The organism is [Micrococcus luteus] ATCC 49442 (assembly GCF_010367585.1).
GTDB classification, from domain to species: Bacteria; Actinomycetota; Actinomycetes; order Actinomycetales; family Micrococcaceae; genus Arthrobacter; species Arthrobacter luteus_A.
The window spans coordinates 1-12,454 of sequence record NZ_JAAAXP010000002.1 but is presented as its reverse complement, the minus strand read 5'-3'; the positions used below and the strand labels follow the sequence as shown (position 1 = coordinate 12,454).

14 protein-coding genes are annotated in these 12,454 nt (G+C 61.7%); 7 read left to right on the top strand and 7 right to left on the bottom strand.

The features are described 5' to 3' along the window. Nucleotides 1–149: 149 nt before the first annotated feature. The 5 genes from GUV69_RS21785 to GUV69_RS23465 form a co-directional block, all read right to left on the bottom strand. Nucleotides 150–1,019 carry a UvrD-helicase domain-containing protein gene (locus tag GUV69_RS21785; RefSeq protein ID WP_164206885.1) on the bottom strand — a complete coding sequence of 290 codons (870 nt, stop codon included), beginning with the start codon at nt 1,017–1,019 and terminating at the stop codon, nt 150–152. Between the two features lie 218 nt (nt 1,020–1,237). Beyond that, on the bottom strand, nt 1,238–2,839 hold the full coding sequence (locus tag GUV69_RS21780) for an ATP-dependent nuclease (RefSeq protein WP_164207137.1): 1,602 nt from the start codon (nt 2,837–2,839) through the stop codon (nt 1,238–1,240). A 737-nt stretch (nt 2,840–3,576) separates the two neighbouring features. Then, nucleotides 3,577–4,206 carry a hypothetical protein gene (locus GUV69_RS21775; RefSeq protein ID WP_244292933.1) on the bottom strand — a complete coding sequence of 210 codons (630 nt, stop codon included), beginning with the start codon at nt 4,204–4,206 and terminating at the stop codon, nt 3,577–3,579. Nucleotides 4,207–4,213: 7 nt separating this feature from the next. After that, nucleotides 4,214–4,768, bottom strand: coding sequence for a DNA-binding protein (locus tag GUV69_RS21770; protein WP_244292931.1), 555 nt, complete (start codon nt 4,766–4,768; stop codon nt 4,214–4,216). Continuing rightward, a complete protein-coding gene (locus tag GUV69_RS23465; protein ID WP_280113779.1) occupies nt 4,765–4,887 on the bottom strand; it encodes a hypothetical protein in 123 nt (40 codons plus the stop codon). The genes GUV69_RS21770 and GUV69_RS23465 overlap by 4 nt, the downstream gene beginning before the upstream one ends. A 615-nt stretch (nt 4,888–5,502) precedes the next feature. On the opposite strand from GUV69_RS23465, the gene GUV69_RS21765 reads away from it, so the two are divergent. The 6 genes from GUV69_RS21765 to GUV69_RS21740 all read left to right on the top strand — a co-directional run bounded on the left by GUV69_RS21765 (nt 5,503) and on the right by GUV69_RS21740 (nt 10,040). Next, nucleotides 5,503–5,826, top strand: a complete 324-nt coding sequence (locus tag GUV69_RS21765; RefSeq protein WP_164206883.1) for a 2Fe-2S iron-sulfur cluster-binding protein — start codon at nt 5,503–5,505, stop codon at nt 5,824–5,826. A gap of 88 nt (nt 5,827–5,914) precedes the next feature. Next, complete coding sequence (locus GUV69_RS21760) at nt 5,915–7,195, top strand: aromatic ring-hydroxylating dioxygenase subunit alpha (protein WP_164206881.1); 1,281 nt, start codon at nt 5,915–5,917, stop codon at nt 7,193–7,195. Between the two features lie 3 nt (nt 7,196–7,198). Beyond that, complete coding sequence (locus GUV69_RS21755) at nt 7,199–7,720, top strand: 3-methyl-2-oxobutanoate hydroxymethyltransferase (RefSeq protein WP_164206879.1); 522 nt, start codon at nt 7,199–7,201, stop codon at nt 7,718–7,720. Then, nucleotides 7,717–8,523 carry a 3-methyl-2-oxobutanoate hydroxymethyltransferase gene (locus tag GUV69_RS21750; RefSeq protein WP_164206877.1) on the top strand — a complete coding sequence of 269 codons (807 nt, stop codon included), beginning with the start codon at nt 7,717–7,719 and terminating at the stop codon, nt 8,521–8,523. The genes GUV69_RS21755 and GUV69_RS21750 overlap by 4 nt, the downstream gene beginning before the upstream one ends. 12 nt (nt 8,524–8,535) lie before the next feature. Further along, nucleotides 8,536–9,384: an alpha/beta fold hydrolase gene (locus GUV69_RS21745; RefSeq protein WP_164206875.1), complete on the top strand. Its 849-nt coding sequence runs from the start codon at nt 8,536–8,538 to the stop codon at nt 9,382–9,384. Further along, complete coding sequence (locus tag GUV69_RS21740) at nt 9,384–10,040, top strand: 2,3-bisphosphoglycerate-dependent phosphoglycerate mutase (RefSeq protein ID WP_164206873.1); 657 nt, start codon at nt 9,384–9,386, stop codon at nt 10,038–10,040. Before GUV69_RS21745 ends, GUV69_RS21740 begins: the two co-directional genes overlap by 1 nt. A 150-nt stretch (nt 10,041–10,190) precedes the next feature. Here the strand turns inward: GUV69_RS21740 and GUV69_RS21735 are convergent, their stop codons facing one another. Further along, complete coding sequence (locus GUV69_RS21735) at nt 10,191–10,460, bottom strand: RpiB/LacA/LacB family sugar-phosphate isomerase (protein ID WP_280113785.1); 270 nt, start codon at nt 10,458–10,460, stop codon at nt 10,191–10,193. A gap of 23 nt (nt 10,461–10,483) precedes the next feature. Continuing rightward, nucleotides 10,484–11,431 (bottom strand): substrate-binding domain-containing protein, encoded by a 948-nt coding sequence (locus tag GUV69_RS21730; protein WP_164206869.1) that lies wholly within the window; start codon nt 11,429–11,431, stop codon nt 10,484–10,486. Nucleotides 11,432–11,530: 99 nt separating this feature from the next. Between GUV69_RS21730 and GUV69_RS21725 the strand changes: the two genes are divergently transcribed. Continuing rightward, the coding region (locus tag GUV69_RS21725) for a zinc-dependent alcohol dehydrogenase (RefSeq protein WP_164206867.1) at nt 11,531–12,454 on the top strand (924 nt) is incomplete at its 3' end.

Below are 12,454 nucleotides of genomic sequence, written 5' to 3'. Positions count from 1 at the left end.
TCAATCCGGGTTATCCACGGCTGGGATCGGGAGCAATTGGAGTAGCTCCCTCAGCAGCAGTAGCGGTGGATAACCCATCAGGATTGTCCCCTGCTGTGGGCAGCGGAACCAATTGTCCAAAGGCCTTTGGACAATTTCGTCGCGTCAGATCAGTTTCGTCTCTGAGTGGCGGTCCAGGGCGTGAGCCTGGTCGCATCTGGTTTTGGCACAACGATCGCAACAGAATGCTTGGCGCGAGTGACCGCCACATACAGACCACATGCGGTTTTCGGCTTGAGGTTCGTCCCTCGGGTCAAGTAGTCGGTGATGGGTTTGGTTGGGAAGATCAGGACACGGTTGAAGGTGAGACCCTTGACCTTGCCGAAATTCCGAAATGGAAGACTGGAGGTTCGGACTGTAGTTTTGCTTTCCCTCAGCGGCTGGGCTTGGAACTGGCGCATGTAGTCGGGGACGTCGGCGGCAGTGATGGCAAACATGCCGTCGTGACCGGTTACCGTATCCTGTCGCGAGATAGTGGAGGCAAAATTGAAATCGGTCGGAAAGAGTTGATCGGAGAAGTCTGCAATGGCTTGGTTTGCACGCCAAGTTTCGACTCGCTGTGAGACGTCGAGTCGGCCCGCCTTTTCATGGAGTGCGAACCACTTCAGCATCGCCACGCCTCGATATTTCTTGAGGTTCGGATCTTCGGGATTTGTATCGAAAACCGACTGCCGAACGTCCCCCACCATATGAAGGTCCGGGGACTCAATCCGCATGAGGCATTCAAGGATGTGAAGGTCGCACCCGGTCAGGTCCTGAACTTCGTCAATGTATATCTCGTCATAAATGTGCGAGAGCCGGCTCATCGCCGCACCTACACTCGCTCTGACGACTTCCAGGGCGAGCTTGGACAGGTGAAGCTTGTATGCGCGACCTCCAGCATCAAAGTAGCGTTCGGCTCCAGTTGCATACCGGCCGCGAACGGGTTTTCCTTCGAAGTTAAGACCTCGAAGCTGCTGTTCCGGGAACAGCAAGGGCAAGTAGGGGCGGACACAATGACGCAGGAGGAAAGCGAACCAACCCAAGACTTCTGGGACGGATCCAGGTGTACATTCCGCTTTGAGTCGACGTTCCAGCTCGGCTTGGCCCGTCTGCGTAAAAGTTACTACTAGTCTCCGGCTCCCGGACGCACCCTGTGCACAGGCGTCAACAATCGATTGAGTCTTACGGGAACCAGCAACCGCGAGAGTAAGCCGATTCATGCGACAAACTCGATGGCGGCCATCAAATAGTCCGGGTACTTGATCCTCGATGGAGACTCGGCCAGCAGTAGTGCGCTCTCTGTTTTGTGATCCGCCATCCACTCAAGCGTGGCCTTCGTCGCGTCTCTGATACCAAAAAAGGAACGCAAAGTTGCCTCGTCGTTGACATGAAGCAACTGAGGCTCGAGAGTCCTCCCGAGGGCAGGATCTCCGATAAAGAGCCGCCGCTTCCCCGGATCGAGGTGCTCGGCTACCTTGCTTTCCCAGTGCGCGGGAGGTTTGCCGTCATTGTCGCGGATACCAGCTACCTGCCGGTCCAAAACGGCAGCCAGCTCCATGGCACGGCCAAGAGCAACTCCAGACATTGACATCACATCGATGCCCGCGTCACTTGGCGTCTTTCCGTACTTATCGATGAACGCTCGTTCGAAGAGCATCTCGTCAGATGGCCCTTCAGCAAGAACCAACTTGCCAGCCAAGACAATCCGCAGAGTGTCGAATCCTGACAAGCGTTTGAAATAACGCACCGTGTCCTGGGAAATGGCGGCGAATGAAGCCGGCGTACCAGCATGGAGAAGCCGGAGCTTGTCCAGTCCAAGACGGTTGAGAACGTATGAGCTGTGGGTCGTGATGAACACCTGACGCCCGCCTGCAAGGGTCTCAATACGAGCTATCAGGCGAGTGAGACTGGTGTGGGAGAGGTGGTTCTCGGGTTCCTCGATGAGCACAAAGGATGTGTCCGCGGCCGAACGATTCATCGCCAATGCGACTTTTATCGCGGCCTGCTGCCCTTGACCCGAAAGTGCGAAGGGAACTTCACCCACGTGGGGCACAACGTTGGTTTCCCATGAAGCGCCCGCCGACTGATCCATCTGCAGTCCAAGGTTCTTGTCATGCAGCTTGGTTCCCTGCTCCGCAATGCGCTTGTTGACGTCAATGAGAGCAGTCGAAGAAATCTCGTGGCGAGCCGTTCGGTGAGCAACAGAAATCGCCGCCCGTTCTTTCGCTTCTACAAAATCACCCAGCATTTCGCGTGTGTGATAGTCAAGGCCCCAACTCGAGCGGATCGTTCGCGCGTCGATGAACGAGACGCCTAAGCCTTTTGGCCTACGCCTAATCGCCGCGCCTGAAAAGTCCTTCCACACCACCTCGTAGTACTCGACAGGGATAATGTCTGGTCGATTCGGAGCTCGAAGGTACTCTGCTAGCTCTTGGGCATAGTCCGGCGACGGCATGATGCGCACGGATAGTCCCGGGGCGTCCTGAGCGCGGGAATTGTAAACAGCCCGAAGCATCTGCACGTCCGGGGTTGTGTCGTTCATGTACAGCTCGACGAGGATTTCAGGTGGTGGAGGAGATTCACCAGCCGCGATTGCCGCGAAATACTCTTTCACCATGTCCCGGTTGAACCAGTAGGGGTTCAACTCTTCCTCGGCACGGCGGCCGTTCACACGGCCGGTAAGACCAAGAGAAATTGCCTCCAGCAAGGTCGATTTTCCAGCTTCGTTGCCACCGACAACGATATTCACACCCGCGTTAGGTTCCAATTCGAAATCGCGGAACAACCGGTAGCCCCGGACGATTATTCGCTCTATCACTTCTCGGTGCGCCCCCACTAGTTTCACTTAACTGGTGGCACCTCAAGCCCTCAGCTCGCAAGCGGACTGCATGTCCGCAAACACGGTGATCTTGGCTTCCGCTACACGCGCCGTCGGTGCCTCCGCAACCTTAGATCACCAACAACCGAGATAAGTGTCCGGCACGCGGGATGTCAGATTGAAGTTTAAGACCATGCCGAGTGAGTGTGGCAAAACGCCATTTCGGGCCCTATTCTGACGGTTTTGGCCGTGCCTCCTGATGTCAGGTTGGGGTGTACCTCAAGATGATCGCCCGCCTAGCGCGGGGAGCCCTGATTTTCATAACCAGAGCGGCGTGAGTCCGGCGCCACCAGCCTTCTGGCCCTGCTGAAGGTGCTGCCGCGGAATTTCATTAGCACCGAAGCCCGCAGGAACGGCCAGGCTAAGCCCCGAGCTGGCCGCCGAGGGGATGCCGCGGCCGACGCGGTCCGGCGTCGTTGTTATTGCCTGTGTGCGGCTGCCGTCGGCCGCGCCGGCCACCACTGCCGGCGGTCGTCATGATCACCATGATGGTGGCCATGCTGCTGTTAGCGGCGCTTGAGGGCGGTTGACCGGAGGCAGGTTGTGGTTGGTGGCCAGGATTCGAAGGGCGTCCATGGTCGGCGTCCTGTTGGGCGATTCCAGCAGTTGCCAGGAGCGGTGCCCCGGATCCGAAAGCTCCTTGTGCAGGGTCAGTATCCGGGATCTGTCGCTGCCCTTCATCTGCACTGCTGTGACGAGGGGTTCCTGATCGTCGCGCATAGGACAACGGCGTCATCGAGGTGGCGGTCCTTGTTGCGTGAGTCTTCCCGGTAGGCGGCACCTTTGAGAACGAGGGCGCCGAGCGCATTGGGGATGCTGATTGGGGCGGGGTCGCCGTCGACGTCGAGACGGCAGTTGACCGTGCGCTGCAGCGCCTGCGTGCCCCCGGCTACCTGGAAGGGCTTGCGGCCGCCAAGTTTCGGGACCTTGGCCGGAGGCAGGTAGTCAGCGACCATCACATCGATCTGCTGCTTGTCCCGCATGAAACGGTGGGCCGGGGCATCCTTGTCGATGGATTTCTGCAGGGTGTATCCCAGCCTGTTCAGGACCGCGGCCACCGATGACGTCGTCGTCGCCCCGGTTTCGATGTGCAGAACGATGTCGACGTCTGCTGTTGGCCGGGAGACGGCCAGGCCGGCGGCGGCCGAATGCAGCTGTACCATGAGTCCGCCAATGAGTGTCCACTGGGTTGATGGCAGCTCTCGCCCGAGCTCCACGCACTGCGGCCAGGGCGTACCCCAGCCGCCCGGCGGCACAGGGACGTCCCAGACCTCGCGGTCGTCGGTGGGTTCGACTGGTATCTCCATCGTCGGCTCAGACGTGGAGGAGCTCGTTGATGACGCGCTGGCCAGCGCTTCGTTCGCGGGTTGAGAGGCTGCCCATCAGGTCTACTGCGATCGCGGCCAGGGGTGCATGGCCCTCAGCGAAGGGCTCAGTGACTCCCACTTCACGGACGATGGCGTTCCCTTCCGGGTCTTCGACCATCCCGAGGGCTTCGGCGAGATGTTCGGCGTCGCCTTGCATCACATAGCCCTCGACTAGTCCACTGCCGCCAGTCAAGCCGAACCTGGCTGCTACTGCTGCACTACGCAGGGCCGAGACGCCACCGGGAATGAGGTGATCCTGAAGGATAGGCACTCCGTCGGGCGTCACCCGGTAGCGGCGGACCCGGTCCTTGTGGCGTGCCAGGGCGGCGACGTCCTCGGCGGTTAGGATCCTGCTTTTGAGGCGTGACTTCTCCGACGGTGAGATCCAACTGGGGTTGCCGCCGGAGAGCATGGTCAGTGCCGCCCAAGCAACCTTGGGGGTCCAGGCACGGCCGCGCCGGCTGCCTGCAGCTGCCCGCCGTTCCACTGAAGAGCGATTCAACAGCAAAGCCCGCCGACCTTGCCCACGACCGTTAGCTGGCCGGAGCCGACGAGCTGGCGGACGGAAGCCTGGGTGATGCCGAGGCGTTCCCCGGCCTCATGGGTCGTCATTTCTTCCATTGAATTCAAACACTAATGCTTTTTTATCGCAGCATATGTGTCAACGCACTAAAGCTGTCTTGAGGCATTATTAGTGTCAATCGTGTCTCGACGTAGGGGCAAGAGGTTGCAGCCGTCACCGCTGTTCAATTGGAGCTTCGCAGGTGGGAGCGGGCCGAGACGGAATCATGATTTCTGCGGCCGCGAGCACATCTGAGTCAGGGCGCCTGTCTAGGTAGGCAAGCGGTCCGCGGAGTGTCTCTGCGCGCCAGGATTATCGGCGTTTAAACCACGGGAGTGCAGTGGATGCCCGGATCGGCATGATCCGCCGCAAACTCATCAATGCCCCGGCAGGATGGCCTGCCTCCAGCACCCTGAAAACACGCGCCCGACTGCGGTGGTCGCGAGCATCAACTGGACTACGCCGGCTTTGTGATTGATTGTCGGGCTCTTCTTGGGCGGCCTGGCTCGCAGTGCTTGCCGTGTGGAAATTCACCGGGGTTGAACGGAGGTGGAACACCATTCTGCCCTCGCCTGCGCGCAAAAATGATGCCCCGGCAACACAGCTCCCTAGAAATCGTTGACACTCCCGAACTTCCAAGGGCATAATGGTTAGACCATTAGTAGGAGGTTTAGATGGTCAAGATTTCGTATGTCAGTGCCGCAGGCGAAACCACTGTTGTTGACGCCGAAACCGGCGACTCGGTCATGTCGGTCGCTCTCCGCAATGGAGTGTCCGGCATCATCGGCGAGTGCGGTGGGAACAACTCCTGCGCTACTTGCCACGTATGGGTACGCGAAGAATTTTGGGACGCCGTCGGCGCCCCGGGTGACATAGAGGCGGACCTGATCGACATGGGTGTCTCCGAGCCGCGCGATTGCAGCCGCCTCGGATGCCAGATTGTGCTCGAAGAAAAGCTCCACGGTCTCGTTGTCGACCTGCCCCCCACGCAGCCCTAAATCTCCCCGTCCGGGCCTAAGTACACATAGACCCCGGACAAGGGTGAGTAACTCTCTACTTCAGTCAGGACGAAAGGATCCTTCGCAAATGTTGCGTACGGACATCAATGAAATGTTGGCCCAGGCGGGTCCGGGAACGCCCATGGGTGACCTCTTCCGCCGCTACTGGCAGCCGGTGCTGCTCGCGGAGGAACTCCCCGAGAACGACTGCCCGCCGGTACGCGTGAAGGTGCTTTCCGAGCGTCTCATCGCTTTCCGCGATTCCGAAGGCCGCTACGGCCTGATGGACGAGTTCTGCGCGCACCGCGGTGTTTCGCTGTGGTTCGGTCGCAATGAAGAAAGCGGCCTGCGCTGCCCCTACCACGGCTGGAAGTACGATGTCACCGGCCAGGCCGTCGAGGTCCCGAGCGAGCCGGCGACGAGCAACTTCTGCGCCAACGTCAAGCTGAAGTCCTACCCGATGGTCAAGCGAGGCGACGTTCTCTTCGCTTACCTTGGCGACCCTGCCGCTCAGCCGCCGCTGCCTGAGTGGGAAGCCTACACCGTTCCGGACGGCCAGGTCTTCACCTCCAAGCGCCTGCAGGAGTGCAACTGGCTCCAGGCTCTCGAGGGCGGCATCGACTCGAGCCACGTCACCTTCCTGCACGGCGGCAACTTGGAAAGCGACCCGCTCTTCAAGGGCTCCAAGGGCAACGAGTACAACAAAGGCGATCTCAAGCCTTTCTTTGAGGTGGTCGACTCTGAGGGCGGCCTGCTTATCGGGGCCCGCCGCAACGCTGAAGAAGGTAAGTATTACTGGCGCGTGACGCCGTGGGTGCTGCCGAACTTCACCATGGTTCCGCCACGTGGTGACCACCCCGTCCACGGTCACTTCTGGGTGCCGATCGACGACGAAAACTGCTGGGCATACAGCTTCGACTACCACCCCACCCGCCCGCTCACCGAGGCCGAGGTCACTGCGATGCGTGCCGGCAAGGGTGTCCACAGCGCGAACGATGCGTCCTACCGTCCATTGGCGAACAAGGACAACGACTATCTGATGGACCGTGAATCCCAGAAGCGGGGCGAAAACTACTCGGGCATTGAGGGCATCGCGCTTCAGGACTCATCGCTGCAGGAGTCGATGGGCCCGCTCGTGGACCGGACCAAGGAACGTCTCGTCGCCACCGACGCCGGCATCATCAAGGCCCGTCAGAAGCTCTACAAGGCCGTCAAGGCGCTGCAGGACGGCGTCGAGCCTGCCGGCAACCGCGCCAAGGACCAAAGGGTTCGTTCGGTCGCGATTGTGCTCCCGGCCGATCAGTCCTTCGTCGAGGGCATCGGTGAAGCCATGGTCGCCGAGCCTGCCAAGCCGCACACGTCGGTCTGAGCCATGCCTGACCACGATCACGACCACGACCACGCGGGTGGTTCTCGCTCTGTGCCTGCCGGCCCGAGCTCCTGTGCTGAGGCTGCGACCGCCAAGGAAGCGGCGTACCGAATCGACTACCCTTTGACGGCCGCACGGAACACCCGCGTTGTCGCCTTCGACGATGAAGCGGAGCGCATCATCCGCTCCGCGGCTTTGCTTGATTGGGGCCAGGCTCGTTTCTTCTCCGTAACCGACCCAGGCGGGGTGCTGGCTGAGGTAGGCGCTTCGACCGTGCCCTTGGATGAGGTCATGACCGACACCAATACAGTGGTCATGGTGACCACTTCCGGTGAGAACGCGACGGCGGTCGCCGCCATCGGCGATCTCGCCCGTGAACGCGGCATCATGACGGCAGGGCTGGTTGTCGCCCCGGGTGCGCTTACCAGTGATGCCCTCTTCCACCTCCGTCCCCACGCCCGGATTCTGCTGGTTCCGGCGGAAGAAGACGATCTGATTGAGCTACTGAGGGCCACCCGGGCATGAGCACCATGACCATTCCGAAGCTCAAAGCCATGAAGGCGGCCCGCCAGAAGAGTGCCTGCATCGTCGCTTGGGACTACCAGATGGCGCGCATCGCCGACCGCGCTGGCGCGGACATCATTTCGGTGGGCGACTCCGTAGGCGTCAACCTGTGGGGCCATTCGCATCCGTTGGAGATCACCATGGAGGAGATCCTGGTGGCGGCCAAAGCGGTGCGCCGTGGCGTTGACAACGGGCTCCTGAGCTGCGACTTCCCCTTCGGCCCGCTTCAAGAGGGCGTTAGAGAGGCTGTCAGTGCAGCCATCCGCTTGGTGAAAGAGGCAGGCGTCGATCTCGTCAAGCTCGACGGCGCCGCCGACTTCCCCGAGGCGGTTGAGGCAGTCACACGTGCCGGTGTGCCAGTCTTTGCGCAGTTCGGCATCACACCGCAGACAGCACTCAAGTATGGCGTCGAGTACTCGCAGGCCGAAGGCGCCCTGGTCCCGGACGAGATGGTGGAGCAGTTCGTCACCGAGGCCAAGCGGCTTGAATCTGCGGGTGCCGTCGCGCTCAATTTCACGAACTCGGGTCCGGTCGTGGGCCCAGCCGTCGTAGACGCAGTTTCCATCCCCGTGCTCGGCGGTTTCGGCGGCGGTCCATGGCTCGACGGCCGGATCCGGATGTCCACCGCCGCGATCGGCTACAACGCCAAGTGGATCGACAAGGAACCCACCACCTACGCCAATGTGGGGCGCATTGCCTATGACGCCCTGACCGAGTGCATCGCCGATATTCGTGGAGCGCAACATCTCCGCGGCCAAGGTTAAGAGGAGCTAGTCATGCCTGTCGTCGAAATTGACGGAATCGCCACCCGCTATGAAACGGTGGGTGACGGTCCCCCGCTGCTGATGTTCAGCCCGGGGGGATTCGACTCCACCCTGGAAAACTGGACCACTTTCGGCCGCTACCGGGACCTCGGCTTCGTCGATGCGCTCAAGGACAGCTACACCTGCATCGTTTTCGACCGGCGTGAGTCCGGACAGTCCGGCGGTCGAGTGGAGCGCCTCGCTTGGGACCGTTATGTGACCCAGGCACTGGGGCTCATCAATCACCTAGGCTATGAAAGCGTCCACACCATGGGCGGTTGCGTTGGGTGTTCGACGGCGGCCGCGCTGGCCGTCCGGCACCCGAAACGCGTGCGCAGCATGGTCCTGTTCTCTCCTGCCGGTGGACCGCAGTACCGCATGGCTCAGCATCGCCGCTTCGCTCAGCACCTCGCCTTCGCGATGGAGCACGGCATGCATGCCGTCGTCGAACTCGCCCGATCGACCACCGCCGGATTCAGCAAGGATCCACGCGTCGGGCCGTGGGCTGCGCCGCTGCGCAGCGACGAGGATTTCGCCACGGCTTACACCTCTCTGGACGTGAAGAAGTACGAACTGATCGTGAGCGGAACCGTACGGGGTCTGTTCGACCGGGACACTGTGCCGGGCGTTGAAGCCGAGGATCTTATGGCCCTCCAGGTGCCCGGGCTGATCGTGCCCGGCCAGGACAGCTCCCACGCGCCATCCGCGGCGCGCTACCTCGAAGAATGCCTCCCGGTTCACGACTACTGGGACATTCCTGTTGCCGATCAGACTCCGGAAACGGCCCCCGCACGGATCCGAGCCTTCCTCGAGCAGTACTGATGCCCCGCCTGGTGCTGCTGCGCCACGGTGAGAGCGTCGCGAATGCCGACGATGTATTCGCCGGTTGGCTCGACGTTCCCCTCACCGAGCGCGGCCGCACCGAGGCGCGCGACGCCGCCGGGAGCCTCGCGGGGCTGTGTCCCGACGCGGTACACACCTCCGTTCTCAGGCGGGCCGTGGAAACGGCCCGCCTGCTGATCGAGGAAGCCGGCTGGGAGCTGACACCGAGCGCGCACTGGCGGCTGAATGAGCGGCATTATGGCGCGCTTCAGGGCCTGGTCAAAGACGAAGCCCGAGCGCGCTTCGGCGCGGGAAATGTTCAATGGTGGCGCCGCGGCGTGAACGGCCGGCCGCCCCAGGCAGACGACACCGTACTTGCCGCTCAGCGCGCCGATCCGCGCTACGCCGCGCTTCCCGAAGTGGCAGCCACTGCCGGGGAGAGCCTTGCGGATGTCGTAGAGCGTCTGACGCCGTACTGGCGCAATGTCCTGGCCCCGGAACTCGCCGCGGACCGAACCGTGGTGGTGGTGGGGCATGGCAACGCGCTGCGGGCCCTGATACACGTGTGCACGGGGACGTCCCTGGGTGAAACGGGCTGCATCGAGCTGGGCACCGCGGTCCCGGTCACTATTCAGGCGCAGATTCCAGTTCCCTGATTTCGAGTTCGCTGATCATCGCCACGCGGTCTGCGTGCTGCCGGCCCTTGAACGGCGTCCCCACAGTTCCATCAGCGCCAGCGCTTGATCATCGCCGAGGACTTTGGTGCCGAGCATCATGACGTTGGCGTCATTGTTTCCCCGGGAGATCTACACCGCGAAGTGGCTGTAGGCGATGCCCGCGTGCACGCCACGGATCTTGTTGCATGCGATCACCTCGCCCTGCCCGCTGCCGCCGATCACGATAGCCAACTCCACTTCTTCGTGGGTAACACGGCGGCTTACCGCCGCGCACATCGGCAGATATTCGACGACGATGCCGGGCTCGTGAGCCCCGGCGTCGAACGTCTCATGGCCACGCTCGCGGAGCCACAGCAGCAGCCGAGCTTTGAGCATGATGCAGTCGTGGTCGGCGGCGATATGGATACGAGTAGTCTTATTGCCTAGCCGACGAGCCCGCGAACGGACTCCGCGAAAAGCTCCTCCACCTTCACGGTCTTGGTCAAGATGCGCTGCTTGCTTGCCTGTTCGATGAGGTCCGCGAGCACGGCCCGGTTCGGCTCGATGCCATAGGGGAGCGGGTCATCCCAGCCTGTCGCCTCGAGGACCTTGAGGTGGAGGCGGTCAGCGGAATCGGGCTCAGCGATCGCACCGGCCTTCAGATCGGCGACATACTGGCGCTTGGACTCGGCGAACGCCTCGAACACGGCCACGGCTGCATCCGGGTGTGCCCCCAGGACCTCGTCCTTGATGACCACGAGGTGGTTGATCGGGTAGAAGCCCGATGTGCGCAAGGCTGTGAGGGCGACGTCATTCGCGTTCGGGATGAGCGGGACAATGTCGGGGGAGTCGCTCTTGACGCCGATTGCGGCCTCGAGCTCGCCGTCGAGCACCATCTGTTCGAGCGTCTTGCCGGCCGGGGCGGAAATGACGTTCGACGGCGGCGTGTACGCCTCGACGTGCTCGTCGCCGGAGAGGACCCAAGTGACGGAGTCGAGGTCAAGGCCGTACTGATTTGACATAATTGCGCGGGCCCAAACGCCGGTGGTCACGGTGTATCCGCGGTTCACGCCGACGCGCTTGCCCACAAGCTGTCCGGGATCGGTGATGCCGGAGTCGCGGCGGACCACGATCGCGTTGTGGTGGAAACCGCGGACCAGGAAGATCGGCAGGGCGGTGAACTTTACGCCGTGTTCCCTGGCGGTGAGGTAGGTACTGAGCGCTATTTCGCTGACGTCGAAGGCAAGCTCGCGGACCATGCGACGGAATCCCTGGACGAGGACGGGCACCTCCTCGAAGTCGAGCGAGTAGCCCTCAGGGACAACCGTACCGTCCTTGACACGGCTGTTATTCCCTTGGGATCGGCTGAGAGCGGAAAGCTGGACGGACATGTTGCCTCCGATGAGGTCTAGTGATGGCTAACACTTGCATGTTAGATTGGACTAACCATTTTGCCAAGGCCTATAGGCCGTGCTCGAAGGAGCCAGTAGATGTCTGAGAAAGTGCTTGCGGCGGTCCGGGTTGCTCCGGGAACCACCGAAATGCGCGAATTTGACCGGCCGAATATCGACGATCAGTCGGCCCTGTTGAGGATCGAGGTCGCAGGAATTTGCGGCACGGACGTGAAGCTTTATTCACAACCGCCCAGAACCGCGGCCACGCAGGGCCCAGTGATCATGGGCCATGAAAACGTCGGTGTCATCGTGGAGGCCGGCGAAAAGTTCAAGAAGCGCCAAGGACTCGAAGAAGGCGACCGCGTCTTCGTAGAGCATTATGTTGCCTGCTTCAGTTGCGAGTGGTGCCGCATTGGCGAATATCGCCACTGTGAGGCCACCGACTGGCGCACCAACCCGGACGCGCGCCGTTTCGGATACACCTCCGCTGACTTCCCCGGAACTCTCTGGGGCGGATTCTCGGAATACATGTATCTGCCGTGGAACGCGGTGCTCCACAAGATCCCGGAAACCATCACCGCGGAAGAGGCCGGCTTGGTCATGCCGCTATCCAACGGCATCGAATGGGCGCTCCTGACCGCCGGCGTCGGCTACAACGACACCGTCCTGATCCAGGGTCCCGGCCAGCAGGGCCTTGCCCAGCTTGTTGCCGCGAGAACCGCCGGCGCTGCCCAGGTGATCGTCTCCGGCACCACGCGTGACAAAGCCCGTTTCGAGCTGGCCAAGGAACTCGGCGCCGATGAGGTAATCGACGTTCTCACCGAGGACCCGCGCGAGAAAATCATGGATCTGACCAACGGCCGGGGCGTGGACTATGTGCTCGACTGCACCTCACGCGCCGGTACTGCTCCGGTGCTGCTCGGCGTCGACGTCCTCAAGCGCCGCGAGGGCACACTGCTCATCCAGGGCGAGCTGGCGGCGTTCCCGGATTTCCCGGTCAAGCAGGTCACCGAGAAAGCA